This is a genomic window from Achromobacter sp. MYb9 (genome assembly GCF_002975275.1).
GTDB lineage: Bacteria > Pseudomonadota > Gammaproteobacteria > Burkholderiales > Burkholderiaceae_B > Achromobacter.
In genome coordinates, this window is record NZ_PCOQ01000001.1 from 314,109 (window position 1) to 340,155 (window position 26,047).

Below are 26,047 nucleotides of genomic sequence, written 5' to 3' on the forward strand. Positions count from 1 at the left end.
CGATGCGCTTCTGCAACGGCCGGCGGCTCTCCGGTACCATTCCCCCTTTGCCGCCTTTTTCCGCCACGCCGACGCGCCATGTCCACCGCCGCCCCCGCTCGCCCCACGCCGCTGCAAGTCGATCTGGCGCGCCATGTCGCGGAAGACATCGTGGCGCGGCGCTACCTGCCGGGCGACCACCTGTCCGAAGAAACCCTGGCCGCGGCCTACAAGGTGTCTCGCACGCCGGTGCGCGGCGCGTTGCGCCTGCTGGCCGCCCAGGGCCTGATCACGCATCGCCCCAACAGCGGCTACACCGTCGCCGACAACGCGGCGGCGGGCACGCTCCTGATCGAAAGCGCAGGGCCCACGCAAAACGAACTCTACCGCCGGCTGATCGATGACCGCGCCTCACGCGGCCTGCCCGAAACGTTCACGGAGCGCGAACTGCTTCAACGCTATGGCGCACCGCGCAGCGTGTTGGCCAAGACGCTTCTGCAACTGTCCGCCGACGGGCTGATCGAAAAGCGCAAAGGGCACGGCTGGCAATTCGCCCCCTCGCTTGAAAGCGCCGAAGCGCTCAGCGAAAGCTACCGCTTCCGCATGACCATCGAATGCGCCGGGTTGCTGGAACCCACGTTCCGCCTGGACAGACCGGCGCTGGCGCGCATGCGCGCCGCGCACGAAGCGCTGATCCAACGCGACGATGCCGACATTTCGGCCACCGATTTCTTCGCGCTGAACGCGTCCTTCCATGAATTGCTGGCCCGCTTCTCGGGCAACCGCTACATCCTGCAGGCGGTGCAGCAGCAAAACCAGTTGCGCCGGCTGGAAGAGCACGCCGCCTTCTATCGAGACGCTCGCTTCGTCAACTCCAGCAGCGAACATCTGCAGATCATCGACGCCCTGGAATCGGGCGACCAGGAATGGGCGGCGCAACTGATGCGCCGCCACCTGAAAGCCTCGCTGCAAGCCTCCTGAGGCCGCGCCGGCTCCGGCCGCCGCGCCCAAACGGCGTCCCGTGCCGCCCACGCAGGGTCTGATCATGCTCCGCATTGTATTTATATTTTATTTAATACAAAATAAGCAGACCTAAACTTACCCACAGCCGGATCGCCCATGCCGTCGCTTCCCTCTTCCGTTCCCAATCCCGACGCCTATTGGATGCCCTTTACCGCCAACCGGCGCGTCAAGCGGGATCCGGTGCTGTTCAGCGCCGCCGAAGGCATGCACTACATCCGCCCCGACGGCCGCCGCGTGCTGGACGGTATCGCCGGCCTGTGGTGCGTGAATGCCGGCCACCGCCGACCGGAAATCGTGGAGGCCATCGCACGCACCGCTTACGAGCTGGATTACGCGCCTTCGTTCCAGATGGGGCACCCGCTGGCGTTCGAGCTGGCCGACGCGTTGTGCGCCGAGGCGCCCGCGGGCTTCTCCAGTGTTTTCTTTTCGAACTCGGGATCAGAGGCGGTCGACACCGCTTTGAAGATCGCGCTGGGCTATCACCGGGCACGTGGCCAGGGCCAGCGCGTGCGGCTGATCGGGCGTGAACGGTCTTACCACGGCGTGGGTTTCGGCGGACTGTCGGTATCGGGAATCGGCGGCCATCGCAAACCCTTCGGCAATCTGCTGCCCTTCGTGGACCACCTGCCCCATACCTATGACCGGCAGCAGATGGCCTATACGCGCGGCCAGCCGGATTGGGGCGCCCACCTGGCCGACACGCTGGAGCGCATCGTGGCCCTGCACGACGCTTCCACCATCGCCGCCGTCATCGTCGAACCGGTCGCCGGCTCCACCGGCGTGATCGTGCCGCCCCGCGGATATCTGCAGCGGCTGCGCGAAATCTGCGACGCGCACGGCATTCTGCTGATATTCGATGAAGTGATCTGCGCCTTCGGCCGCATTGACGGCGCTTTCGCATCGTCCTACTTCGGCGTCAAGCCAGACATCATCACCAGCGCCAAGGGACTGACCAACGGCGCGATCCCCATGGGTGCGACGCTGGTGCAGCGGCATGTGTACGACGCATTCATGCAGGGGCCCGAAAACGCCATCGAACTGGCGCACGGCTACACGTATTCGGGCCACCCGGTCGCATGCGCGGCCGGCTTGGCGACGTTGGACATCTGCCGCCGTGAAGGCCTTTTCCAACGCAGCCAGGAATTGGCACGCTATTGGGAAGACGCGGCGCACAGCTTGAAGGGGCTGCCGCATGTGGTCGACATCCGCAATATCGGCCTGCTGGCCGCGATTGAACTGGCGCCGCTTGAAGGCCAGCCGGGCCAGCGTGCCTATGCGGTGCACAACGCGTGCCTGGAACGGGGATGCCTGATCCGTTCGGCGGGCGACACGATGTTGCTGTCGCCCCCTCTCATCATCGAACGCGCCCAGATCGACGAGCTGTTCACCGTGCTGGCGGACGTGCTGCGCGCCAGCGCCTGACCCCCGCCCGCCCCGCTTCAGGCCAGATGGCGCGCCACGGCCTGGACGACTCGCCGCACATCATCCGCGGACACGTCCAGGTGCGTCACCAGCCGCGTCGGGCCGCCATAGACGGCGCGCATCTGGATCTCTTCCCGGGCCAGCGCAGCCGTCAACGCATCGCAGCGCGACGGCTCGAATTCCACGAACAGCATGTTGGTGTCCTGGCTCAAGACCTTGACGCCGGGAATGGCTCGCAAGCCCTCCGCCAGCGCGCGGGCGTTTTCGTGATCGTGCGCCAACCGGTCGACGTTGTGCTCCAACGCGTAAAGGCACGCGGCCGCCAGCACGCCGGCCTGGCGCAAACCCCCGCCCAGCATCTTGCGCCAACGGTGCGCGCGGCCGATCAGTTCCTGGCTGCCCACCAACACGGAGCCGACCGGTGCGCCCAGGCCCTTTGAAAAGCAGATGGACACCGAATCGAACGGCCGGCACATGTCGGCCAGGGGCTTGCCGCTGGCCACGGCGGCGTTGAACACGCGTGCGCCATCCAGGTGAGTGCCCAGGCCCTGCCCGCGCGCCCAGTCCGTCGCGGCCTGAATATAAGCGGCCGGGATCAGCTTGCCATGGAAGGTATTTTCCAACGCCAGCAAGCGGGTGCGCGCAAAGTGCGGATCGCCCAGCGGCTTTACCGCCGCCGCCAGTTTCTCCAGCGGCAGTGAACCGTCTTCCGCGTGCTCGATGGGTTGCGGCTGGATGCTGCCCAGCACCGCCGCGCCGCCGCCTTCGTACTTGTAGGTGTGGGCCAGTTGCCCCACCAGATATTCGTCGCCCCGGTCGCAATGCGCCATCAGCGCGGCCAGATTGCTTTGCGTGCCGGACGGGAAGAACAGGCCCGCCGCCTTGCCCGCGCGCTCGGCCACGGCCGCCTGCAAGCGGATCACGGTCGGATCGTCGCCCATCACGTCATCGCCTAACGGGGCCGAAACCATCGCCTGCAACATGGCCGCCGAAGGCCGAGTGACAGTGTCGCTACGCAGATCGATCATGGGACGTCCTTGGAAAGGGAATGGAACCGGAACGGAAATCGGAGAAGGAATGCAGAGGACTGCGGATCACGAAGCGCGCGCCGCGGGCGCCGCGCGGCTGACGATGAAGATGCCGGCCAGGATCAAGACCATGCCGCCCACTTCACCCAGCGACGGACGCTCGGACAAGATTGCCCACGCCAGCAGCATCGCCACCACGGGCACGCCCAGGCTGGACAAGCCGGCGATCGACGCCGGCACGCGGCGCACAACCTGCAGCCACAGCAACCAACCGGCCGCTGTCGCGATCAGCACGATGTAGGCCATGCCCGTCCATAACGGCCAATCCCACTGCGCGGTCATCTGCGGCACCAGATAGGCCACCGGCACCATGACCAGTCCGCCGAACAGCATCTGCCACGCGGTGAACGTCATGACATCCGGCGCATGGCGTTCAAACATCCGCTTGGACAACACCGTGCCCACGCCCCAGCACAAACCGCTGCCCAACCCCAGCAGCACGGGGCGGATGTCGCCCAGGCCGTTCCACGGCTCCACGAAACAGACCAGGCCCACCGCCGCAAGGCCAATACCCAGCCCGTGCCGGACCGACGGGCGCTCGCCCAACAGCCACCAGGCGAACAACACCACCCAGAACGGCATCGTGTAGGCCATCAACGAGACCTTGCCCACGCCGCCCGACACCAGCGCCGTTTGCACGAAACCCTGGAACCCGGCCGTCTGCGTCAACCCGATCAGCAAAGTCAATTTCCATGGCGGCATGGCCAGCGGCCGCCGCGTGGCGATCGCCAACGCGAACAGCACCAGGCTGCCCGTCACATAGCGCAGCGCCACGAAGTCGAACGGGCCGATGTAAGGCACGATCAGTTTCATCGCGATCCAACTGCCTGCCCACACCACAATGGTGCTGAGCATCAGGGCTAGCCCTGCGCGATCGAAACTGCTGCGGCTCACGTCCGTGGCTCCGTGTAGATAAGGGGGTGAAAAAGCAAGGAACAACAAAGAAAAGACGCCCGGACCGGCAATTACCGGTGCGGGCGTCTGACATTATGCTCCCGTCCTCCCGCAAGCTTGCCGCCGCTTGCGGCGGGCGGGACTTACAGGGGCTTGGCCAACTGTTCCAGAATCGCCGGATTTTCCAGCGTGGAAACGTCTTGCGTGACTTCCTCGCCCTTGGCCACCACGCGCAGCAGACGGCGCATGATCTTGCCCGAACGCGTCTTGGGCAGGTTGTCGCCGAAGCGAATGTCCTTGGGCTTGGCGATGGGACCGATCTCCTTGGCCACCCAGTCGCGCAACAGCTTGGCGATGGCCTGCGCCTCGGCGCCTTCCGGACGCGCCTGCTTCAGCACCACGAACGCCACCACGGCTTCACCCGTCGTATCGTCCGGGCGGCCCACCACGGCGGCTTCCGCCACCAGTTCATGCGCCACCAGCGCCGACTCGACTTCCATCGTGCCCAGGCGGTGGCCCGACACGTTGAGCACGTCGTCGATCCGGCCCATGATCCAGAAGTAGCCGTCCGCGTCCCGCTGCGCACCGTCGCCAGCCAGGTAGTAGCCGCGCAGTTCCGACGGGAAGTAGCTCTTCTTGAAGCGTTCCGGATCGCCCCAGATGTTGCGGATCATCGCGGGCCACGGGCGCTTGATGACCAGGAAGCCGCCGTTGCCCTTTTCGACGTCGCCGCCGGTTTCATCCACGATGGCCGCGGCGATGCCCGGCAGCGGCAGCGTGCATGAACCCGGCTTGGTCGGCGTGGCGCCCGGCAGCGGCGTGATCATGTGGCCGCCGGTTTCGGTCTGCCACCACGTGTCCACGATCGGGCAACGTTCGCGGCCGATGTTCTTGTGATACCAGATCCAGGCTTCGGGGTTGATGGGCTCGCCCACCGTGCCGATGATGCGCAAGCTGTCCAGATCGTAGTTCTTCGGATGCGCGTCGGGCGTTGCCTCGGACGCCTTGATCAGCGAACGGATGGCGGTGGGCGCCGTGTAGAACGTCGTCACCTTGTGGCGCGCGATCATGTCCCAGAAGCGGCCGGCGTTGGGGTAGGTCGGCACGCCTTCGAACACGACTTGCGTCAGGCCGGCGGCCAGCGGGCCGTAGGTGATGTAGGTATGGCCCGTGACCCAGCCCACGTCGGCCGTGCACCAATAGACGTCATCCTTGCGGGCGTCGAACGTCCATTTCACGGTCAGCAGCGCCCACAGCAGGTAGCCCGCCGATGAATGCTGCACACCCTTGGGCTTGCCCGTGGAGCCCGACGTGTACAGGATGAAAAGCGGATGCTCGGCGTTGACCGGCACGGGTTCGCAGGTGTCGGGCTGGCCGGCCTCGACGTCGTGCATCCACAGATCGCGGCCTTCGGTCCATTGCACCTTGCCGCCCGTGCGGCGGTACACGATGACCTTGGAAATAGCTTCGCAACCGCCCATCGCGATGGCATCTTCCACCGCCGGCTTCAGCGGGATGGTCTTGCCGCCACGCACTTGCTCGTCCGCGGTGATGACCAGCGACGCGCCCACATCCACGATGCGCTCTTGCAGGCTCTTGGCCGAGAAGCCGCCAAACACCACCGAATGCGTCACGCCCAGGCGCGCGCAGGCCTGCATGGCCACCACGGCTTCGATCGACATGGGCATGTAGATGATGGCGCGGTCGCCCTTCTTGTAGCCCAGTGCGGTCAGGCCGTTGGCAAAGCGGCACACGCGCGCCAGCAATTCGCGGTAGCTGACCTTGTTCACCGAGCCATCGTCGCCTTCGAAGATGATGGCGGTCTTGTCGGCGTTGCCGTTGGTCAGATGCACGTCCAGGCAATTGGCCGAGACGTTCAGTTCGCCGTCGCCAAACCAGCGGTAGAACGGGGCGTCCGACTCATCCAGCACCTGCGTGAACGGCTTGGTCCACGTCAGGTTGTCGCGGGCCTGTCCGGCCCAGAAGCCGTCGAAATCGTTTTCGACCTGGGCGCACAACGCGTTGTAGGCCTCCATGCTGGGAATCGCCGCGCCCTTGGCCGCACGCTCGGGCGGCGGAAAGACGCGGGTTTCTACCAGTACGGACTCAATGGCATTCGACATGATCTTGTCTCCAATCGGTGATTCTGTTTGTTTGTGCTGCTGTTTTATTACCCACCCGCCACCGTATCGCCGCGCTCTTACGGGCACCTTACGCAAAATGCGGGCCGGAGCCCGCATGCGTGCGTGACCGCAGAGACCTGACAGCGCCGGCTCAGGGCGGGAAACACCGGAACGGCATCGACCCCAACGGCACGAACAAGCTGACAACGCACCGGCATAGCGGTGCAAAGCAATCCGCTTGATGCCTCGCGCGGCGCGCGATGCATCAAAGGCAGTTCATAAGGATAGCAGCCCGGCCGGGGGCGGTGGCCGCGGCAGACCCGCGCGGGCCGCGCAAGATCAGACGGCGGGACGGCGGGCCAGGCCGCGTTTCATGTCCACGCGCGACAACAGGGCCAGGCCGCCCACGAAAAACAGGCCGGTCACCAGGATGGCCAGGCGGTGGTCGCCGTGCGTGACCCAGGTCACCAGACCGTAGGTCAGCGGCCCGATCACCGCCGCCAGCTGCACGGCGAAAGTCCATAGCGAGAAGAACTCGGCCAATCGTCCGGCGGGCGCCAGCGCCCCCGTCATGGCACGGCCGGCGCTTTGGGTCGTGCCCATGCACAGGCCGGCCAGCGTGGCCGCCACCCAGAACACCGGCGCCGTCGTCGCCGCATACGCAACCAGCACCATCACGATCCAGCCGCACAAGGTGATGGCCAACGCCGGCTTGTGGCCGATGCGGTCCTGCACGTAGCCGAACGAAAATGCGCCCAACGCCGCGCCGATGTTCACCGTGAAGACCAGCAGCATGATCTGGGGCGTGGTGAAGCCCATGACCTCGGACGCATACACGGCCGCCAGCGTGATGACCACCGAAATGCCCGCCTGATAGCAGGCGATGCACATCAGCAGCCGGCGGAATTCGGGAAAGTGCAAACCTGTCTCGCGCCAGGCATAGGCCAGGCGCTTGAGCATGTGCAACGCCTTCAGCTTGTCCTGCTGCGGGCGCGTGCGCTCTTTCAGCAAAAAGAAGGACGGCAGCGCCGCCAGCGCGAACACCGCGGCGGTGACAACGATGACCCACGGCACGAAGTGTTCCGCGGTCATGCCGCGCCCTTCGGCCAGCGTCACGACCACCAGCGACAGGCCCAGCGTGAGCATGCCGCCGCAATAACCGAAGCTCCAGCCCCAGCCCGACACGCGGCCCAGCGCTGCCGGCCTGGCCAGTTCCGGCAGGAACGCCGCCACCATGGACTCGCCCACGCAGTAGCAGTAGTTGGACACGACGATGGCGGCCAGCGCCAGCCAGACGTCGCCCGGCCCGGCCTGCGTCAGCACCAGCGTCGCGGCCACGCAGCCGATGGTGCTGGTGTAGAGCAGACGGCGCTTGCTGCCGCTGGCGTCCGCGCGGGCGCCCAGCGTGGGCATGGTCAGCATGATGAGCAGGTAGGACAGCGACAGCGCCGCGGTCCAGGCCAGCGTGGCCCACGGGGCGCGCCCGCCGACCACACCGACGAAATAGGTGCTGAACACCGCCGTGAGGATCACGGTGGTGTAGCCGGAATTCGCGAAGTCGTACATGGCCCAGGCCCAGACTTCGCGTTTGGCCACGCCAGGATTCAGGGGGCTTGCGTCCCCTGCCCCGGCGTTCGGCATGGGACCGTCAGCGGACGGTCCCGGCGGCTGCGGCTGGCTCACAGGCCCAGCGCGGCAATACCAGCTTGTGCGATCAGCACGTCTTCGGTGGACTTCACGCCCGACACGCCCACGGCACCCACCACATGGCCGTCGACGGTGATCGGCACCCCGCCTTCCAGCATGCCGTCGATCAGCGGCGCCGACAGGAACGACACGCGGCCGGTGTTGATCATCTCTTCGTAGATGCGCGATTCGCGGCGGCCCAGCGCGGCGGTCTTGGCCTTCGAGGGCGAGATGTGTGCCGAAATCGGGGCCGCGCCGTCCAGGCGCAGCATGCCAAGCAGATGGCCACCATCATCGACCACGGAAATGGTCACGGCCCATTTGTTCTGCACGGCGTGTGCTTCGGCCGCGGCGAGGATCTTCTTGACGTCTTCGGCGCTCAGCACGGGTTTGGTATTCATTGCAGCGACTCCTTGATCTGTTCCAGGGCGTTGGGATCTTCAATGGTCGTCAGGTCTCCAGGGTCGCGTCCTTCGCAAACCGCGACGATCGCACGGCGCAGCACCTTGCCGGACCGGGTCTTGGGCAAAGCGCCCACGAACCGGATCCGGGCGGGCCTGGCCACCGCTCCCAGCTGATCTTCCACCAGCCGCATGATATCGCCTTCCAGCTGCTTTGCCCCTTCCGGCGTGTCGGCGCTGGCGGGATTCTTCAATACCGCGAAGGCCATCGCCACTTGCCCCTTCAGCGCATCGGCCACGCCGACCACCGCGCATTCCGCGATGCCGCTGTGGCTGTTGACCGATTCCTCGATCTCGCGCGTGCCCAGGCGGTGGCCCGCCACATTGATCACGTCGTCGGTACGGCCCAGGATGAACCAGTAGCCGTCGGCGTCCACCCGCCCCCAGTCAAAGGTCGAATACACCTGGCGGCCGGGAATCGAGGTGAAGTACGTCTGGACGAAACGCGCGTCGTCTCCCCAGATGGTGGACATCGCGCCTGGCGGCAGCGGCGGCACGATGGCCACCACCCCTTTCTCGTCCGGCCCCAGGTCTTCGCCCGTGGATTCGCTGACGATGCGCGCATCGAACCCATACACCGGAAAGGACGGGCTGCCGAAACGTGTCGGCACCCGCTCCACGCCGGGCTGGGCGGACAGGATGGGCCAGCCAGATTCGGTCTGCCAATAGTTGTCGATGATGGGCTTGCCCAGGCCTTCCGATATCCATTGGGCGGTGGGTTCGTCCAGCGGCTCGCCCGCCAGATAGACGGCGCGCAGGCTGGAAAGATCGTGGCGCTTCAGTAGCGCCGGGTCCTGGCGCTTCAGGACGCGCACCGCCGTCGGCGCGGAAAACAGGGTGTTCACGCCGAACTGTTCGACCAGCTTCCAAAGGATCGCGCCATCAGGACGCACGGGCGTGCCTTCGTACAGCACCGTCGCCTGCCCGCCAATCAGGGGGCCGTAGATGATGTAGGAATGCCCCACCACCCAGCCGATGTCGCTGGTGCAGAAAAATGTGTCGCCCGCGCGCCCGTTGAACAGGTATTCCATCGACGACGCAAGCGCCACCGCATAGCCGCCGGTATCGCGCTGCACGCCCTTGGGCTTGCCGGTGGTGCCGGACGTATAAAGGATGTAGCTGGGTTCGGACGATTCCAGCCATTGCACCGGCACGTGCTCGCCGCGATGGCGCTCGCGCAGCGTCGCATAGTCCAGGTCGCGCCCGGCCACGGGTTCGAACGGCGCCAAGCCTCGGTCGAACACCACCACCGAGGCCGGCGGCGTCTTGGCCAGGCTCAGCGCCCGGTCCAGCAGCGGCTTATACGGCACGATCTTGCCGCCGCGCGAGCCGCCGTCGGTGCAGACCACCACTTTCGGCGCCGCGTCGTCGATGCGTTGGGCCAGGTTGACGGACGCAAACCCGCCGAACACCACCGAGTGCACCGCGCCGATCCGGGCGCAGGCCAGCATCGTGAACACCGCTTCCGGCACCATCGGCATGTACAACAGCACGCGGTCGCCGCGCCCCACCCCCAACCCTTTCAGCATGGCGGCCGCCGCGTTGACCTCTTCATAGACGTCCTGGCGGGTGTAGACGCGCTCGCGCTCCACTTCGGTGGACACCCAGATCAGCGCCGGCTTGTCAGCCTGCGTCGGCAACCACCGGTCGACGGCGTTGTAGCAAAGATTGGTCTGCCCGCCTACGAACCACTTGGCGAATGGCGGCCGCGAGAAATCCAGGACAGACTCAAACGGCGTCTCCCAGTGGATGCGACCCGCCTCTTCGCGCCAGAAGCCATCTCGGTCATGCAATGATCTGTAATGGAAATCCCGGGTTTTTTGCATTTATGTCTCCTGTTATCGTTCGTACGCCTTAAGGCGGATTGATTTCTTGCGAATCATTCGGTCATTTTGGTAGGCGAACCTTGCACGAGGCTTGCCACAAGTCAAAATATTCCACCAAATATCCAAGCGTCATGGATAAATAGCCGATCTGTCACCGACCGGTCTTGAAAGTTTGGTAGAATCCCCGCGAAGTTGTAGATAATTGTTGATTTTGCTGACATTTCGGCCCGATCCACGGCTAATCCCGTGGTTTTCGCTGTCATCCAGCAAGTCATCCCCAGGCGAATGCATCGACACTCCATACTCGCGCGATTCAATTCATCCACTGGCCAAACGTACCGGGGTCTGCGTACGCTCGCGTTGATGGCATGTGTGGCGGGTTTGGCAGGTTGTGCTGGCACTGGCCAGAAGTCAACCGCCCAAACGTCCGAGATTGATCCGTACGAAATGGAGTGGGTTGCCACCGCCGATGATCCCATCGGTATGCTGGTCAGCCACAAATTCAAGCGCGATCGCCAACAGAACCGCACCAGCGCGGCCGTGGGCAGCGACAACGCCATGGTCAGCGAAGCCCTGAACTACCTGGGCATCCGTTACCGCTTCGGCGGCAGTTCCCCCGATACCGGATTCGATTGCAGCGGCCTGGTCACTTACTCGGCCGAGCGTTCGCTGGGCCTGAAGCTGCCTCGCAATGCCGCGGAAATGGCCCAGCAAGGCATCTCCGTCGCCAAAAATGAACTCAAGGCCGGTGACCTGGTTTTCTTCAACACGATGGGCCGCCGCTATTCCCACGTGGGCATCTACCTGGGCGACGATCGCTTCGTGCACTCGCCCAGCGCCGGCGGCGTGGTCCGCGTCGAAAGCATGACCATGGCCTACTGGTCCAAGCGCTACAACGGCGCCCGCCGCCTGGACAACAGCCTGATGGCGTCCGCCCGCGCCGCGAATTGAACCTCGCTACCGGCATCGTCGCATAAGTCGGCTGTCGGACACCATCCCCCAAAAGCAAAACGCCGTCAGACTCTTGTCTGACGGCGTTTTTCATTGCTCTTCGCGGGTCAGGGGCCAAAGCCCCACGCCGCAGGCCGTTTCCGGCCTCCCCAGTTCTTGTGTTCCATCGGCAAGTGGAAAATCAGTGCACGGTGCCTGCACGCGGGCACAGGCCGCATTGCTGCAGGGCCTGCTGCATGCTGCAGACCGAACGGCGACAAGCCACGACCCGGATGCCACCGCGCTGCGCGGCGTTACGGAAGGTCTTCATGACGTTGTGCCCCAGGAAATCCGTCAGCAGGATGACCAGCTGCGTGCCCGACGGGAGTTGAAGCGTTTTCTTCTGATGCGAGGGATCGCGGCCACTGATGTGGTGCGTGATCGAAATATTGTGTCCTTTCAGCAGATCCGGGATATTGCCCAGTCGATCTGCGCCAACCACTACTGCACTGAGTCCTGCCGTCATGATGAACCTCACTGGTCGTTGAGCCTGGATGTAATGATAATGATTCCTATTTTTTAGTCAACTTAAATGAGATCGGTTCTTATTTAATAATATTAATGAGCTTACCGAAAGGGATAGCGAGATTTGCTATCAGCCAAGGAACTCGCGGCTTTCCAGGGGGTCGTTGTCGTCGGAGCGCCCAAGAAAAAAGCGCGCCGTCCGAAGACGCCGCGCTTTTTTTGCGGGTGGCCAGCGGCCGATCCGACCGCCTACTTCGGTGCGCCCTGCACCGCTTCCGTCACCACCGCGCGGGTCAGCGACGGGGCCAGCATTTCCAGGAACGTGTAGACGTAGTCGCGCAGGAAGACGCCCGACTTCACGCCGACGCGGGTCGTGTGCGTGCCGAACAGATGGCCGACCGGCAGGCCGACCAGGTTGGAATCGCGCCGCGGGTCGTAGGCCACGCCGGCGATGATGCCAATGCCCAGGCCCACGTCCACATAGGTTTTGATCACGTCCGCGTCGATGGCTTCCAGTACGATGTCCGGATGAATGCCCTGGTTGGCGAAGACTTCATCGATCGTGCTGCGGCCCGTGAACGCGCGGTCATAGGTGACGATGGGGTATTCCGCCAACTGCTGCAACGACAGGCGCTTGGCGGCGCTGGACGTCAGTTCCGCCAACGGGTGGTCGGGCCGGACCACGACGGTGTGCTCCCAGGCGTACACCGGCAAGGTCGCAAGACCCGGCGTCAGCGCCAGGGATTCCGTCGCCAGCGCCAGGTCGGCCTGCTCGTGCAGCACCATCTCGGCCAATTGCGCGGGGCTGCCTTCAGCCAGGGACAAATGCACTTTGGGAAACTGCTTGCGGAACGCGGGGATCACGCGGGGCAGCAGATAGCGCGCCTGCGTGTGCGTGCATGCGATCACCAGGCCGCCTTCGTCGCGGCGCGCGAACTCATCGCTGACTTTCTTCAGATTATCGACTTCGCGCATGATGCGGTCGATCACCTGCGAAACCGCCAGACCGGGTTTGGTCAACCCCTTGATGCGCTTGCCGTGGCGTTCGAAGATCTTGATGCCAAGCTCGTCTTCGAACTCGATGATGGCCTTGGAGACTCCAGGCTGCGAGGTATAGAGCATCCGGGCGGCTTCGGTCAGATTAAAGTCGCGCCGGATGGTTTCACGCACGAAACGAAATTGCTGGAGGTTCATTCAATTGGCCCCTGATAGATGGGCCAATTATAAGTAATAAGGACGCCTCGTTATATGACTTATTTATATAAGCTTAGGAGCAAGGCGTCCCTGTTTCAGCGCATCGAGATCGTGGTGTTCACGGTCTTGGCGTGAGCCGACCAGCGCGCGGTGACCGTCTTGGTCTGCGTCCAGAACTGGACGGCCTGTTTGCCGTTGGGGCCCAGGTCGCCCAGCTTGGAGCCGCGCGAACCCGTGAAGCTGAACCACGCCACCGGCACGGGAATCGGCACGTTGATGCCCACCTGGCCGACGTCGATGTTGTTCTGGAAATAGCGCGCCGCGCCGCCGTCCTGGGTAAACAGCGCCACGCCGTTGCCGTTGGGGTTGCGGTTGATGAACGCCACCGCGTCTTCCAGCGTTTCCACGCCAACGCAGCACAGGACCGGTCCGAAGATCTCTTCGGTGTAGATGGTCATGTCTTCGTTCACGCCGTCGAAAATCGTCGGGCCCACGAAGTTGCCTTGCTCGAAGCCCGACACTTTCAGGTTGCGGCCGTCCAGCAGCAGCTTGGCGCCTTCGTCCACGCCCTTCTGGATCAGGCTTTCCACGCGCTTCTTGGCGTTGGGCGACACCAGCGGGCCCAGGTCGGCTTCGCGGTCGGTGCCGGAATTGACCTTCAGCTTCTTCGAACGCTCGACGAAATCGGGCAGCCAGTTGCGGGCATCGCCCACCAGGACGGCCACCGACGACGCCATGCAGCGCTGGCCTGCCGCGCCGAAGGCGGCGCCGACCAACTGGTTCAGCGCAACTTCCGGATCGGCGTCCGGCAGGATCACGCAGTGGTTCTTGGCGCCCATCATCGACTGGCAGCGCTTGCCCGCCGCCGATGCACGGTTGTAGATCTCGGTGCCCACGCGGGTCGAACCGATGAACGACACCGCCTTGATGTCGGGGTGTTCGCACAGGCCGTTGGCGGTATCCGGGCCACCATGCACGACGTTCAGCACGCCCGGCGGCAGGCCGGCTTCCAGCGCAAGCTGGGCCAGGAACAACGACGAGGTCGGATCCTGCTCAGACGGCTTGAGCACGAAGCTGTTGCCGCAGGCCACGGCAATCGGGAACATGAAGCACGGCAGCATCACCGGGAAGTTGAACGCGGTGATGCCCGCGCACACGCCCAGCGGCTGGATCAGCGTGTAGACGTCGATGCCGGAGGCGGCATTCTCGGCGTACTCGCCCAGTTGCAGGTTGGCGATCGAGCACGCATGCTCGACCACTTCCAGCCCGCGCCCGATTTCGCCCTCGGCGTCCGGCAGGGTCTTGCCGTGTTCGCGGGTGATCATCTCGGCCAGCTTGCCGGTGTTGGCGCGCAGCAGTTCCTGGAACTTCAGCATGACGCGCATCCGTGCGCCCTGCCCGCTGTTGCGCCAGGTCTTGAAGGCCTCCTTGGCGTTGGAGACGGCCAGGTCCAGTTCTTCGCGCGTCGCGAAGGGCACCTTGGCCACGACCTCCTGGGTGGCGGGGTTGATCACGTCTCGCCATTCGGTGGTTTGGGACTGCACAAGCTTGCCGCCGATCAATAGCGGAACGCGGGGGACTTCACTCATTTGATGCTCCTCACACTGCGTAGTCGATGCGGATGGAATCCGCGTTCATGGATCTTGCCGCGCGCCGGCCGGGCAAAGGTCCGGCCGGCGCGCCAGGGTTACTTCTTCACCAGCGAGCAGGTCGAATCGGCCAGGGGCTGGAACGCCTCGGCGGCCGGGATGGTGGCCACCAGCTTGGAATAATCCCAACCGCCCTTGGACTCGGCGGGCTTCTTCACTTCGTACAGGTACATGTCGTGGATCACGCGGCCATCCGGGCGGATGGATGCGTTGCGCATGATCGGGTCCTTGATGGGCAGCTCGCGCATCTTGTCCGCCACCACCTTGCCGTCGGTGCTGCCGGCCGCCGCCGCCGAACGCAGGTAATGCAGCACGCTGGAATACACGCCGGCCTGCGTCATCGTGGGCTTCAGGCCGCGGAAGGCCTTCTCGAAGCGCGACGACCACTGGCGCGACGCATCGTCGTAATCCCAGTAGAAGCCGTCCACATACGACAGGCCCTGGGCGCTTTCCAGCCCCAGGGCGCGCAGGTCCGACAGGAAGATCAACAGCGACACCAGACGCTGGCCGCCCGCCACGATGCCGAACTCGCGGGCCTGCTTGACGGCATTGACGGTGTCCTGCCCGCCGTTGGCCAACGCCACGACCTGCGCCTTGGAGCTTTGCGCCTGCAACAGATAGGACGCGAAATCGGGGGCGTTCAGGGGATGGCGCACATTGCCGGCCACGGTTCCGCCCAAGGCCTTCACTGCCTTGGCCGTGTCCGCTTCCAACGAGTGGCCGAAGGCATAATCCACGGTAATGAAGTACCACGACTTGCCGCCGGCCCGCACGGTCGCCTTGGCGCCGCCGGCGGACTGCGAGTAGGTGTCGAACATCCAGTGGAAACCGACGGGCGAGCATTCCTTGTTGGTCAGCGCCGTCGTGGCCGGGCCGGAGAACATCACGACCTTGTTCTTTTCACGCGCAATGCCTTGCACGGCCAGCGCCACGGCCGAATTGGTCAGATCGGCAATCGCCGTCACGCCGTCGCGGTCGAACCATTCGCGCGCTTTCGCGGCGCCCACATCCGCCTTGTTCTGGTTGTCGGCCGACACCAGTTCGATCTTCATGCCCTTGCATTCCGCAGCCAGGCAGTCGTCGATGGCCAACTGCGCCGCCGCCACCGACCCCGCGCCCCCCATGCCGGCATAGGTGCCGGACATGTCCGTCAGAATGCCGATCTTCACTGGCGGCTTATCCGCCGCTTGCGCTTGGCTCACCAACAATGCGCCCAGACACAAGCCTGCGGCAAGCCCGCGTGCGTGCACTTTCATGGATTTGTCTCCTGAGTGTTATGCGCTGATTTTTAGCGTTGTGCGCCGTCTTTGCGGCTTGCGGCTCCCAGGGCAATGCCCCGAGGCCTGCCAGCCCAGTGTAGATGTGTGAAAATTAACAAGCAACACCAGAAATGCACATTCCTTGTGCATTGATGCACAATAGAATTTTGTGCCCCCCGCCGCCTGATGCCCGGGGCCTCGGAGCGCCAGAAGTGCTTGATTGGGACAGCCTGCGATATTTCCTGGAAGTGGCCCGGACCCAGCGGGTCAGCGCGGCGGCGCGCAAGCTTGGGGTGGAACACACCACGGTGTCGCGCCGCATCCGGGCGCTGGAAACCGAACTGGACACGTTGCTGTTCGAGAAATCGCGCAGCGCGGGCTTCATGCTGACCGACGACGGCCAGCGCCTCTTCGTCCATGCCGAGCAGATGGAAAGCACGGTGCACACCGCCCGCGAAAACCTGTCCGGCATCGGCCAGGCGTTGTCGGGCCACCTACGCATTGGTGCCACGGAAGGTTTCGGCAGCTACGTCCTGACGCCGCTGGCGGCCGACTTCCAGCGCCGCTATCCGCACATCACGCTGGACATCCTGCCAGTGCCACGCTTTGTCAGCCTGTCCAAGCGCGAGGCCGACCTGGCCATCACCATCGAACGCCCCCAGCGCGGGCCGTACGTCTGCAGCAAGCTGTGCGACTACACCCTGCGGCTGTACGGCACGCCCGGCTATCTGGCACGGCACCCGCCGATCGCCAGCCGCGCGGACCTGGCCGACCACACCTTCATCGGCTATGTGGACGAACTGCTGTTCAGCGAACGTTTGCGCTATCTGGAGGACCTGCTGCCGGCCAGCAAGGTGGTGCTGCGCAGCACCAGCGTGGTCGCGCAGTACCACGCGGCCCTGCAGGGCCAGTCGCTGGCGATCCTGCCTTGCTTCATCGCCGCGCAGGATCCGCGATTGAAACCGGTGCTGGAGAACGAGGTGGAGATCACGCGTTCGTTCTGGATGTACTGCCACGAAGACCTGCGCAAGCTCAAGCGCGTGACGGTGCTGTGGGAATTCATCCGCAAGTCGGTGCTGAAGAACGCCGACCTGCTGGCCGGCAAGCGCGGCACGATGAAATACCTGCCCTGACGGGTCAGAATTGAATGGAGGGCCGCAAAGGCCCTCGTTCGGCCGTTACGCCTGGGCGGTGTCCTTGGGCGCCTTCACCCTCAGGCGCCGCATGAGCAGGAACACCGTCAGCAGGGCCACCGCGCCGTGGATCGCCCACACCCCTACCCCGAAGCTGAGCTTGCCGTTGGAAATCCAGGCGCGCGACAGGTTGATCAGATTCATATACAGCAGCCCCACCAGGCCCGCGATCAGCAGGTCGCCCGAACGGCCCAGGCGCGGGTTCACCGCCCCCAGTGGAATGGCCAGCAGCGCCAGGTTCAGCGCGGCCAGGGGCAGCGACACCCGCCACATCACCTGCGACCAGCTGCTGTCGGTGTTGTCCGCCATCAGTTGCATCGTGGTGCGAGCCTTGGCCGAGCGCTCGGCGGCGGCCCGGGCTTCGGCGATGGGGTCGTCGCCAGCCTTGCTTTCCAGGCGCAGGCCGTATTTGTCGAAGTGCACCAGCCGGATCTCGGGCGTGCCGGGCTTCAGGTCATAGCGGTGGCCTTCGCCTAGCACCAGGAAGCGGTCGCCATTGGGCAGCGTTTCGCTGTGCGCGCTGCTTGCCGTCAGCACGCTCAACCATTCAGGCCCGATTTCACGCGCGAACACGTTGCCCAATTCGTCGGAGGGCGTGGCGGGGTCTTCTGAAAAGAAGACACGGTTGCCGCCGGACGATTCCGCGAACTGTCCTGCGGTGACCTTGGACAGGTCGGAGCGCTGCTCGAAGCGTTCGTGGTATTCGCCGATCTGGCGGTACGCCCAGGGCGCGGCCACCAGCGTCAAACCCGCCACCGCCAATGCGATGGGGATGGCCACGCGCAGCACAGGCCGGAGCCAGTCGGCCAGCGACAGGCCGCTGGCAAACCACACCACCATTTCGGATTCGCGGTAGTTGCGCGTAACCGTCGTCAGCACCGCGATGAACACGGAGACGGCAAGAATGGTCGGCAAGGCGGTGATGGTCGACAGCGCGGCCAGCACCAGCACGACGTCCGCTCCGATGTTGCCGCCCGCCGCTTCACCGAGCAGGCGCACGAGAAGCACGCTGAGCCACACGACGAGCAACGTGGAAAAGACAACGCCAGCGTGACTGGTGATCTCGCTGACGACAGAGCGTTTAAATAGAGACATGGGAGAATATGCGGGATAATCGACCGCATCATACACAGACGCACACGGGAAACCCTCATGGAATTTAGCACACAGACCACTGCTTCCCTGCACCAAGTCAAAACCGCCGCCCTGGCTGTCGGCGTCTACGCGGATGGCGTGTTGAGCCCCGCCGCCGACATCATCGACCGCGCCTCCAACGGCGCCGTGCGCGCGGTGGTCAAGACCGAGTTCCGCGGACGCGCCGGTTCCACGCTGACGTTGCGCGCGCTGCCTGGCGTGACCGCGCAGCGCGTGGTGCTGGTGGGTCTGGGCAAACAGGACGAATATTCGGCCCGCGCCCACGCGTCGGCCGAACAGGCATTCGCGTCGGTCTGCGTCGCCGCCCAGCTGGCTGAAGGCGTATCCACCCTGGTCGCCAACCCGCTCGCGGACGTGGCCGTCATCGCCCGCGCCCGCAGCGCCGCCATCGCGGCCGGCAACGCCACCTATCACTACGACGCCAGCTTCGGCAAACCCGACCGCGACGCCCGCCCCAAATTGAAGAAGATCGTCCAGATCGTCGAGCGCGCCGACGCCGCCCAGGCCCAGAAAGGCTTGCGCGAAGGCAGCGCCATCGCCAACGGCATGGACCTGACCCGCACGCTGGGCAACCTGCCCGGCAACATTTGCACCCCGACCTACCTGGGCGACACCGCCAAGCGCCTGGCTCGCGAATTCAAGTCGCTGAAAGTGGAAGTGCTGGACAAGAAGCAGGTCGAGGCATTGGGCATGGGTTCGTTCCTGTCGGTCGCCCGCGGCTCGGCGGAACCCCTGCGATTCATCGTGCTGCGCCACGCAGGCGCCAAGGCCTCGGCCAAGAAGGGCGCCAAGTCCGCCCAGGGCCCGATCGTGCTGGTTGGCAAGGGCATCACGTTCGACGCCGGCGGCATCTCGCTCAAGCCTGCCGCCACCATGGACGAAATGAAGTACGACATGTGCGGCGCCGCCAGCGTGCTGGGTTCGTTCCGCGCGCTGGCCGAACTGGAGCTGCCGCTGGACGTCGTCGGCCTGATTCCGGCTTGCGAGAACCTGCCCAGCGGCACGGCCAACAAGCCGGGCGACGTCGTCACCAGCATGGCCGGCCTGACCATCGAGATCCTGAACACCGACGCCGAGGGCCGCCTGGTCCTGTGCGACGCCCTGACCTACGCCGAACGCTTCAAGCCGTCCGCCGTCATCGACATCGCCACGCTGACCGGCGCTTGCGTCGTGGCGCTGGGCAACGTCAACAGCGGCCTGTTCTCGAAGGACGACGCCCTGGCCGAGGCGCTGGCCGCAGCCGGCCGCCAGTCGCTGGACACCGCTTGGCGCATGCCGATGGACGACGCCTACCAGGAACAGCTGAAGTCCAACTTCGCCGACCTGGCCAACATCGGCGGCCCCCCGGCCGGCGCCGTCACCGCGGCCTGCTTCCTGTCACGGTTCGCCAAGGCCTACCCCTGGGCCCACCTGGACATCGCCGGCACCGCCTGGCGCGGCGGCAAGGACAAGGGCGCCACCGGCCGCCCCGTCCCCCTGCTGATGCAGTACCTGCTGGACCAGGCTTGAAACGACAGCAACGGAACCGGGCATGACGCGGATCGACTTCGCCTTCGGCGCGCCCGACCGCCTGCGCATGGCCTGCCAGGTGGTGCGCAAGCGCTTCCTGGCTGGCCAGCGGCTGGTGGTGTACTGTAGGGATGGCTCTCGCCTGGTGGCGTTCGACCGCATGCTGTGGGCGTTCGACGACACGTCGTTCGTGCCGCATGTGCTGGCCAATGACCCGCTGGCGTCCGAGACGCCGGTGGTGCTGACGGCCGGCGATCCGCAGCAAGCCGCGCAGGCCGCCCAGCCGGCGGGCGGCGACGCCGCGCCGCTGTGGCTGCTGAATCTGGACACCGAGTGCCCGCCGGGCTTCGACACCTTCGAGCGCCTGCTTGAAATCGTGTCGGAAGACCCCGATGACAAGCAGGCCGCGCGCCAACGCTGGCGCGTCTACCAGAATGCCGGCCATACGCCGGTCAGCCACGACCTTAGCCGCCAGCCCTCTGGCGACTGACCGCCCTACCCGCCCCGGCGGGCCTTTGCCGCCCGCCCATCGATATTCGGAAGCCCCCCCATGCCTACTCGCCCCAACGATCCCGGCATCCCCACCCTGACCCAGCGGGCCGAGCCCACGCTCTACCCGCCGGCCGCCGACGAGGCGGATGCGCCCCTGTTGACGGAACGCGCCGACAACGACGGCGTCCAGCCGGCATTTGCCGACGACGCTTTTCCGTTGCTGACGGAGGTTGCCCATGCGCAGGAAGCGGAAGCCGACGCCCAGGCGCAAGCCGAAGCCGCCCAGGCCGCCTTGCCCGACCCCACGGTGCTGACCGCCCGCCTGCAGGCCGAAGTCGAGCAATTGATGCGTCAGGCGCTGGCCGAGGCGATTGCGCACATCCAAACCCGCATGGACGCCGAATTACCGGGTATCGTTACCCGTGTGCTCAAGGATGTTCGGCCGGGTTGAACCGGCCGTTGGCGGGTATCCGGCGACCGGTCTAAATCTTCCAAAAACTGGATTCTTCAGGGAACTGTAAGGTATCCTTCCCATCTAAGCCTTCTAGGCAATCACTATTTTTGCCGTACACAGGAGTTCTCCATGAACGAATATCGTCCGTCCCCTTTTAACCGTTCCGGCGCAGTTGCCGGCGCGCCGGGCGAGGTCGCTCGCAACCAGGTCCTGCGCAACACCTATTGGCTCTTGGCGCTGTCGCTGATCCCCACTGTCCTGGGCGCCGCCGTCGGCCTCTACACCGGCATCAACCGCGTCATGGGCGCCAGCCCCGGCCTGTCCGCCATCGTGTTCCTGGTGGGCGCGTTCGGCCTGATGTTCGCCATCGAGAAGAACAAGAACAACTCGCTGGGCGTCGTGCTGCTGCTGGCCTTCACGTTCTTCATGGGCGTGATGCTGTCGCGCCTGCTCGGCTTCGTCATGGGCTTCAGCAACGGCTCGCAGTTGGTCATGACCGCCTTCGGCGGCACGGCGATCGTGTTCGGCACGATGGCCACGCTGGCCACGACCATCAAGCGCGATCTGTCCGGGATGCAGAAGTTCCTGTTCATCGGCGCCGTGGTCATCCTGGTGGCGGCCCTGGCCAACATCTTCCTGCAGATGCCCGCGCTGATGCTGACCATCTCGGTCATGGCCATCCTGATCTTCTCGGCCTTCATGCTGGTTGACTTGCAACGCGTGGTCAACGGCGGCGAAACCAACTACGTGTCCGCCACGCTGGCCATCTATCTGGACGTCTATAACGTCTTCTCGAACCTGCTGATGCTGCTGGGCATCTTCGGCGGCAACCGCGAGTAAGCACCGGTCGGAAGACCCCTGCAAAAGGCCTACATTCGCGTGTAGGCCTTTTTTCTTTGGAGCGCCCCTTCGCCATGCACGACCGCCGCCGCTTTCTGCAAACCGCCACCTGCGCCGCGTTGCTGGGATCCGCCGGCACGGCGCGCGCGCTCAGCTTCAAACAAGCCATGCTAAGCCGCACCATCCCCGCTTCGGGCGACCTGATCCCCGTCATTGGCCTGGGAACGGCGGACACCTTCAACGTCTCGCCCGGCGACACGGCGGCCATGGAGCCGCTGGCGCAGGTGCTGGACATCTTCAGTAAGGAAGGCGGATTCCTGATCGATACCGCGCCCAGTTACGGCCAGGCGGAAGCCGTTGTCGGCTCGCTGCTGACGCGTGACGGCGGGATGCGTGACCGGTATTTCCTGGCGACCAAGATCGGCGCCCACGGTCGCGAATCCGCCATGGCCCAGGTGCTGCAGTCGCAAAAGCTGTTGGGCAGCGACAAACTGGATCTGATCCAGGTACACAACCTGATCGACACCCGCAACCAGTTGGCACTGCTGCGCGAATTGAAACAACAAGGCGTCACCCGCTACATCGGCATCACGCACTACACCGACCATGCGCACGACGAGCTGACCGAACTGGTCGAACGCGAGAAGCCCGACTTTCTTCAGGTCAATCTGTCCGTTGGCGCGCGCAACGCCGAAAAACGGCTGCTGCCCGCTTGCAGGGCCAACGGCGTCGCCGTGCTGATCAACCGCCCGTTCCAGGACGGGTCCCTGTTCCGCCAGGTCAAGGGCCGCCCGCTACCGGCACTTGCCGCCGACATCGGCTGCACGAGCTGGGCACAGATTTTCCTGAAGTTCATCATCGGCCATCCGGCCGTCACCGCCGTCATCCCCGCCACGTCCAAGCCCGCCAACATGGCCGACAATGCGCTGGCCGGATTCGGGCGGCAGCCGGACGCCGCCTTGCGCGAACGCATTGCCGCCTTGCTGGCGTAGGGCCATGGCCAGCGCCCCTACCTCCCTGCGCGCACGGGCGGCACGGGCGCTGGGCATCCACGACGAGGAAATTGCGCCCGCCGCCTGCGGCTTCGCCTTTTTCTTCTTTCTGTTCTGCGGCTATTTCATGCTGCGCCCGATCCGCGAAACCCTGGGCATCCAGGCAGGCGTGAATCAGCTGCAATGGTTGTTCACCGCCACCTTCGTTGCCACGTTGGCCGTCGTGCCGCTATTCGGCTGGCTATCGGCCCGCGTGCCGCGCGCCACCTTGCTCACCTGGGTCTACAGCCTGTTCGCGTTGACCATGGCGGGATTCGCCGGCCTGCTCCACTTGCGGCCCGACAGCGTCTGGGCCGCCCGCGCCTTCTACGTGTGGCTGTCGGTGTTCAATCTGTTCGTGGTCTCGATCGCCTGGAGCCTGATGGCCGACGTGTTCCGCATGGAGTCGGCCAAGCGCCTGTTTGCGTTGATCGCCGCCGGGGCCAGCGCGGGGGGACTCTGCGGCCCGCTGCTGGGCGCCCTGCTGGCGGGCGCACTGAGTCCTGCCGGGCTGCTTCTGCTGTCGGCCCTGATGCTGACGGCGACGCTGCCGCTCAAGCAGTGGCTGCTGCGATGGCGCGCCGCCACGCGCGCGGACACCGGCCTGGAAGACCTGCAGCGCCCCATCGCGGGCGCCGTCCTGGCCGGCATCTCGCGCATTTTTCGTTCGCGCTACCTGCTGGGCATTTCGCTCCTGGTCGTGCTGCTGGCCACCCTGAACACGTTCCTGTACATGGAGCAGGCGCGCCTGGTGGCCGATACGTTTCCCGACACCGCCCAGCGCATCCGCGTCTTCAGCGCGCTGGATTTCACGGTCCAGACACTGGCGCTGTTGTCGCAGGTTTTCATCACGGGCCGGGTCGCCGCGCGACTGGGCCTGCGCTTCCTGTTGACGGCGGTGCCGCTGGCCGTGGGCGTGTCGTTCCTGGCGCTGGCGGCGTTTCCCGTCTTCGGCGTGCTGGCAGCCGCGATGATCCTGCGGCGGGCCGGCGAATACGCCCTGATCCGGCCGGGGCGCGAGATGCTGTTCACGGCGGTCCCGCCCGAAGACAAGTACAAGACCAAGAGCGTCATCGACACCGTGGTGTACCGGGGCGGCGACGCAGCCAGCGGATGGGTCAAGGCGGGTGTCGACATGCTGGGGCACGGCACCGCCCTCATCGCGCTATTGGGCGCGGCGGTTGCGTTGGGCGCCGCAGCCGTCGGCTACGGCCTGGGGAAACAGGCCGACACGCGCAACATCGAAGAGCGTTAGATTTTTCTGAATATCCATCTGAGCAAGGCAAACGGATTCCGCGGGCCGCCGCCGCACAATGGCGCAGCTCTCACCGCCTCGGGAATCGCCATGAAACGCACTGCCTGCCTTGCCGCCCTGTCGCTTTGCCTTGCCGCGGCCTCCGCGCAAGCCGATTATCCGGCGCGCGCCATCACGTTGATCGTACCCGCCGCCGCCGGCGGCAACGCGGACATCACCGCACGCCTGGTCGGACAGGAAATGAGCCGCCAGCTCGGCCAACCCGTGGTGATCGAAAACCGCGTCGGCGCAGGCGGCCGCATCGGCACACAGGCCGTGGTGCGCGCCCCCGCGGATGGCTACACCATCGGCTATGCCCACGTCGGCACCCTGGTGCTGCATCGATTCCTGTTCAAGCAACAGCTTTATGACCTGGACCGAGACGTGACACCCATCGGCCTGGTCGCGGAAACCCCGAACGTCATCGTGGTCAACACCGCCTCGCCCTATCAAGACCTGAAGAGCTTCATCGAAGCCAGCCGCGCCCAGCCCGACCGCCTGACCATGACGTCGGCGGATCCCGGCACGACCAGCGAAGTCGGCGTGAAGCTCTTCATCGCCCAGACCGGCGCCGCCGTGCGCCAGATTCCCTATAAAGCAACGGCCGCGCAGCTGTCCGATCTGCTGGGCGGCCATGTCGACGCCATGATGGAAAACCTGCCGCCCTTGATCGGCAACCTGAAGGACGGCCGCCTGCGCGCGCTTGCGGTCACGACCAAGTCTCGTGCCGCCTCCAATCCGGACGTGCCCACGGTGGCCGAACAAGGCTATCCCGATTACGAACAGTCGGCCTGGAGCGCATTGATTGCCCCTGCGGGCACGCCACCGGCGGCCGTCGCCCGCCTGAACGCCGCGCTTAACCAGGCGCTGCGTTCGCCGAATGTCGAGAAGGAACTGCGCAGCCGTTCCCAGGAACCCTTGGGTGGGACGCCCCAGGACGTTCAGAGCCAGATTCGCAAGGAGCTGCCCAAATGGGAGAGCATCATCAAGGCCGCCACGCTGGATTGACGCGCGTGCACGCCCATACCGGAGTCACCGCATGGTCCGCGTAACCCGAGAGGATTTCTCCGTTGCCGCCGCAACCAATGAATCCGCTTACCGCCGTATCACCATCCCCGTGCTGCGGATCGATGCGGGGCCTGGCCCCGCCGTTGCCCTGATCGCCGGCGTGCATGGCGACGAATGGGAAGGCCAGGCGGCCATCCTCGACTTATGGCATCACCTGCCGGCCATCCTGGAACGCGGCACCGTTTATCTGCTGCCCGCCGTGAACGCCGAGGCCTCGTTGGCCGGCACACGTCTGTCACCCGCGGACGGCGGCAACTTGAACCGTGCCTTCCTGGGCGCACCGGCGCGCGGCTACACCGAAAGCGTGGCGGCAGCGCTAGAGGTCCGGCTGTTGCCCCGCATCCAGGCGATGGTCGATGTGCACAGCGGCGGCGCGTCCCTGCGCTACCTGCCCTCATCGGTAATCACCCGCTACGGCGACGACGCCTGCGACGAGCGACTTCCCGCATTGGCGCGCGCCTTCGGCCTGCCTCATTGCGTGTTTTTCCGGGGCACTGAAGCCGCCTCCCTGCCCGCTGCGGCCAGCCGCCATGGCGTGCTGCGCCTGAGCGCCGAGATCGGCGGCGGCAGGGAAACCAGTAGCCGCCTTGCGGACCGGTGCCGTGACGGCTTGCTGGGATGCCTGGGTGAACTGGGCCTGCTGTCGGATGTTCCGATGCCCCGTGACCCGGAAGTCCGCCTCTATGATCTGGACGCCCCCGCCGCCACGCTACGTGCCCGCGAAGCCGGCGTGTTCGTGCCTGGCGTTGAATTGGGACAATCGATCACGGCCGGCCAGCGCATCGGCCGCCTGATCGAACCCGCCCGCCCCGATACCCCCCTGCGCAACCTGCAGAGTCCCCAAGCGGGCACGGTCGTCTGCCTGCGCGCCATTGCGCGCAGCGACGATGGCGACTGCCTGCTGCAAGTCGCGCCCGCCCTTCCCCTGAACTCCCTTGCATCGATGTATTGA

23 protein-coding genes are annotated in these 26,047 nt (G+C 65.2%); 12 read left to right on the forward strand and 11 right to left on the reverse strand.

All coding sequences use genetic code 11. From position 1 onward, the window contains the following. The first annotated feature begins 78 nt into the window (after positions 1-78). Positions 79-960: a GntR family transcriptional regulator gene (locus CQ050_RS01450; protein ID WP_105555068.1), complete on the forward strand. Its 882-nt coding sequence runs from the start codon at positions 79-81 to the stop codon at positions 958-960. A gap of 138 nt (positions 961-1,098) precedes the next feature. Then, positions 1,099-2,424 (forward strand): aspartate aminotransferase family protein, encoded by a 1,326-nt coding sequence (locus CQ050_RS01455; protein WP_105555069.1) that lies wholly within the window; start codon positions 1,099-1,101, stop codon positions 2,422-2,424. Between the two features lie 17 nt (positions 2,425-2,441). Here the strand turns inward: CQ050_RS01455 and ltaE are convergent, their stop codons facing one another. The 6 genes from ltaE to CQ050_RS01485 form a co-directional block, all read right to left on the reverse strand. Continuing rightward, positions 2,442-3,452, reverse strand: coding sequence for a low-specificity L-threonine aldolase (gene ltaE, locus CQ050_RS01460; RefSeq protein ID WP_105555070.1), 1,011 nt, complete (start codon positions 3,450-3,452; stop codon positions 2,442-2,444). Positions 3,453-3,518: 66 nt separating this feature from the next. Next, on the reverse strand, positions 3,519-4,406 hold the full coding sequence (locus CQ050_RS01465) for a DMT family transporter (protein WP_105555071.1): 888 nt from the start codon (positions 4,404-4,406) through the stop codon (positions 3,519-3,521). A gap of 143 nt (positions 4,407-4,549) precedes the next feature. Continuing rightward, the gene (gene acs, locus CQ050_RS01470; RefSeq protein ID WP_105555072.1) at positions 4,550-6,529 is read right to left on the reverse strand and encodes an acetate--CoA ligase; all 1,980 of its coding nucleotides are present in this window, start codon (positions 6,527-6,529) and stop codon (positions 4,550-4,552) included. A 339-nt stretch (positions 6,530-6,868) separates the two neighbouring features. Next, entirely contained in the window at positions 6,869-8,212 is a 1,344-nt protein-coding gene (locus tag CQ050_RS01475) for an MFS transporter (RefSeq protein WP_105555073.1), read from the reverse strand. Continuing rightward, on the reverse strand, positions 8,209-8,616 hold the full coding sequence (locus CQ050_RS01480; protein ID WP_105555074.1) for a heme-binding protein: 408 nt from the start codon (positions 8,614-8,616) through the stop codon (positions 8,209-8,211). The genes CQ050_RS01475 and CQ050_RS01480 overlap by 4 nt, the downstream gene beginning before the upstream one ends. After that, positions 8,613-10,502: a propionate--CoA ligase gene (locus CQ050_RS01485; protein WP_105555075.1), complete on the reverse strand. Its 1,890-nt coding sequence runs from the start codon at positions 10,500-10,502 to the stop codon at positions 8,613-8,615. The genes CQ050_RS01480 and CQ050_RS01485 overlap by 4 nt, the downstream gene beginning before the upstream one ends. Positions 10,503-10,787: 285 nt before the next feature. On the opposite strand from CQ050_RS01485, the gene CQ050_RS01490 reads away from it, so the two are divergent. Then, complete coding sequence (locus tag CQ050_RS01490) at positions 10,788-11,453, forward strand: C40 family peptidase (protein ID WP_199196709.1); 666 nt, start codon at positions 10,788-10,790, stop codon at positions 11,451-11,453. A gap of 181 nt (positions 11,454-11,634) precedes the next feature. On the opposite strand, the gene CQ050_RS01495 is transcribed toward CQ050_RS01490, so the two are convergent. The 4 genes from CQ050_RS01495 to CQ050_RS01510 all read right to left on the reverse strand — a co-directional run bounded on the left by CQ050_RS01495 (position 11,635) and on the right by CQ050_RS01510 (position 16,056). Then, complete coding sequence (locus tag CQ050_RS01495; protein ID WP_035212827.1) at positions 11,635-11,958, reverse strand: DUF2325 domain-containing protein; 324 nt, start codon at positions 11,956-11,958, stop codon at positions 11,635-11,637. Between the two features lie 248 nt (positions 11,959-12,206). Next, complete coding sequence (locus CQ050_RS01500) at positions 12,207-13,151, reverse strand: CysB family HTH-type transcriptional regulator (protein WP_105555077.1); 945 nt, start codon at positions 13,149-13,151, stop codon at positions 12,207-12,209. Positions 13,152-13,246: 95 nt separating this feature from the next. Next, positions 13,247-14,740, reverse strand: a complete 1,494-nt coding sequence (locus tag CQ050_RS01505; RefSeq protein ID WP_105555078.1) for a CoA-acylating methylmalonate-semialdehyde dehydrogenase — start codon at positions 14,738-14,740, stop codon at positions 13,247-13,249. 98 nt (positions 14,741-14,838) lie between these two features. Continuing rightward, entirely contained in the window at positions 14,839-16,056 is a 1,218-nt protein-coding gene (locus CQ050_RS01510; RefSeq protein ID WP_105555079.1) for an ABC transporter substrate-binding protein, read from the reverse strand. A 215-nt stretch (positions 16,057-16,271) separates the two neighbouring features. On the opposite strand from CQ050_RS01510, the gene CQ050_RS01515 reads away from it, so the two are divergent. Continuing rightward, positions 16,272-17,192: a LysR family transcriptional regulator gene (locus CQ050_RS01515; RefSeq protein WP_105555080.1), complete on the forward strand. Its 921-nt coding sequence runs from the start codon at positions 16,272-16,274 to the stop codon at positions 17,190-17,192. A gap of 45 nt (positions 17,193-17,237) precedes the next feature. Here CQ050_RS01515 and lptF read toward each other — a convergent pair whose 3' ends face one another. Beyond that, the gene (gene lptF, locus CQ050_RS01520; protein ID WP_105555081.1) at positions 17,238-18,347 is read right to left on the reverse strand and encodes an LPS export ABC transporter permease LptF; all 1,110 of its coding nucleotides are present in this window, start codon (positions 18,345-18,347) and stop codon (positions 17,238-17,240) included. A gap of 57 nt (positions 18,348-18,404) precedes the next feature. Here lptF and CQ050_RS01525 point away from each other — a divergent pair, with 57 nt between their 5' ends. The 8 genes from CQ050_RS01525 to CQ050_RS01560 all read left to right on the forward strand — a co-directional run bounded on the left by CQ050_RS01525 (position 18,405) and on the right by CQ050_RS01560 (position 26,047). Further along, positions 18,405-19,916, forward strand: coding sequence for a leucyl aminopeptidase (locus tag CQ050_RS01525; RefSeq protein ID WP_105555082.1), 1,512 nt, complete (start codon positions 18,405-18,407; stop codon positions 19,914-19,916). Positions 19,917-19,938: 22 nt separating this feature from the next. Then, the gene (locus CQ050_RS01530; RefSeq protein WP_105555083.1) at positions 19,939-20,406 is read left to right on the forward strand and encodes a DNA polymerase III subunit chi; all 468 of its coding nucleotides are present in this window, start codon (positions 19,939-19,941) and stop codon (positions 20,404-20,406) included. A 60-nt stretch (positions 20,407-20,466) separates the two neighbouring features. Beyond that, positions 20,467-20,859 (forward strand): hypothetical protein, encoded by a 393-nt coding sequence (locus tag CQ050_RS01535; protein ID WP_105555084.1) that lies wholly within the window; start codon positions 20,467-20,469, stop codon positions 20,857-20,859. Between the two features lie 132 nt (positions 20,860-20,991). Continuing rightward, complete coding sequence (locus tag CQ050_RS01540) at positions 20,992-21,702, forward strand: Bax inhibitor-1/YccA family protein (protein ID WP_105555085.1); 711 nt, start codon at positions 20,992-20,994, stop codon at positions 21,700-21,702. A 74-nt stretch (positions 21,703-21,776) separates the two neighbouring features. Then, positions 21,777-22,694 (forward strand): aldo/keto reductase, encoded by a 918-nt coding sequence (locus CQ050_RS01545; protein WP_105555086.1) that lies wholly within the window; start codon positions 21,777-21,779, stop codon positions 22,692-22,694. A gap of 4 nt (positions 22,695-22,698) precedes the next feature. Continuing rightward, a complete protein-coding gene (locus tag CQ050_RS01550) occupies positions 22,699-23,988 on the forward strand; it encodes an NTP/NDP exchange transporter (protein ID WP_105555087.1) in 1,290 nt (429 codons plus the stop codon). 90 nt (positions 23,989-24,078) lie between these two features. Further along, positions 24,079-25,035 (forward strand): tripartite tricarboxylate transporter substrate binding protein, encoded by a 957-nt coding sequence (locus CQ050_RS01555; protein WP_105555088.1) that lies wholly within the window; start codon positions 24,079-24,081, stop codon positions 25,033-25,035. A gap of 31 nt (positions 25,036-25,066) precedes the next feature. After that, positions 25,067-26,047, forward strand: a complete 981-nt coding sequence (locus tag CQ050_RS01560) for a succinylglutamate desuccinylase/aspartoacylase family protein (RefSeq protein WP_105555089.1) — start codon at positions 25,067-25,069, stop codon at positions 26,045-26,047.

Bases quoted from the DNA above. Each gene is read 5' to 3' on its own strand.
- CQ050_RS01450 (WP_105555068.1), top strand. From the start codon at position 79: ATGTCCACCGCCGCCCCCGCTCGCCCCACGCCGCTGCAAGTCGATCTG.
- CQ050_RS01455 (WP_105555069.1), top strand. From the start codon at position 1,099: ATGCCGTCGCTTCCCTCTTCCGTTCCCAATCCCGACGCCTATTGGATG.
- ltaE (WP_105555070.1), bottom strand. From the start codon at position 3,452: ATGATCGATCTGCGTAGCGACACTGTCACTCGGCCTTCGGCGGCCATG.
- acs (WP_105555072.1), bottom strand. From the start codon at position 6,529: ATGTCGAATGCCATTGAGTCCGTACTGGTAGAAACCCGCGTCTTTCCG.
- CQ050_RS01480 (WP_105555074.1), bottom strand. From the start codon at position 8,616: ATGAATACCAAACCCGTGCTGAGCGCCGAAGACGTCAAGAAGATCCTC.
- CQ050_RS01485 (WP_105555075.1), bottom strand. From the start codon at position 10,502: ATGCAAAAAACCCGGGATTTCCATTACAGATCATTGCATGACCGAGAT.
- CQ050_RS01490 (WP_199196709.1), top strand. From the start codon at position 10,788: ATGCATCGACACTCCATACTCGCGCGATTCAATTCATCCACTGGCCAA.
- CQ050_RS01495 (WP_035212827.1), bottom strand. From the start codon at position 11,958: ATGACGGCAGGACTCAGTGCAGTAGTGGTTGGCGCAGATCGACTGGGC.
- CQ050_RS01500 (WP_105555077.1), bottom strand. From the start codon at position 13,151: ATGAACCTCCAGCAATTTCGTTTCGTGCGTGAAACCATCCGGCGCGAC.
- CQ050_RS01505 (WP_105555078.1), bottom strand. From the start codon at position 14,740: ATGAGTGAAGTCCCCCGCGTTCCGCTATTGATCGGCGGCAAGCTTGTG.
- CQ050_RS01510 (WP_105555079.1), bottom strand. From the start codon at position 16,056: ATGAAAGTGCACGCACGCGGGCTTGCCGCAGGCTTGTGTCTGGGCGCA.
- lptF (WP_105555081.1), bottom strand. From the start codon at position 18,347: ATGTCTCTATTTAAACGCTCTGTCGTCAGCGAGATCACCAGTCACGCT.
- CQ050_RS01525 (WP_105555082.1), top strand. From the start codon at position 18,405: ATGGAATTTAGCACACAGACCACTGCTTCCCTGCACCAAGTCAAAACC.
- CQ050_RS01530 (WP_105555083.1), top strand. From the start codon at position 19,939: ATGACGCGGATCGACTTCGCCTTCGGCGCGCCCGACCGCCTGCGCATG.
- CQ050_RS01535 (WP_105555084.1), top strand. From the start codon at position 20,467: ATGCCTACTCGCCCCAACGATCCCGGCATCCCCACCCTGACCCAGCGG.
- CQ050_RS01540 (WP_105555085.1), top strand. From the start codon at position 20,992: ATGAACGAATATCGTCCGTCCCCTTTTAACCGTTCCGGCGCAGTTGCC.
- CQ050_RS01545 (WP_105555086.1), top strand. From the start codon at position 21,777: ATGCACGACCGCCGCCGCTTTCTGCAAACCGCCACCTGCGCCGCGTTG.
- CQ050_RS01550 (WP_105555087.1), top strand. From the start codon at position 22,699: ATGGCCAGCGCCCCTACCTCCCTGCGCGCACGGGCGGCACGGGCGCTG.
- CQ050_RS01555 (WP_105555088.1), top strand. From the start codon at position 24,079: ATGAAACGCACTGCCTGCCTTGCCGCCCTGTCGCTTTGCCTTGCCGCG.
- CQ050_RS01560 (WP_105555089.1), top strand. From the start codon at position 25,067: ATGGTCCGCGTAACCCGAGAGGATTTCTCCGTTGCCGCCGCAACCAAT.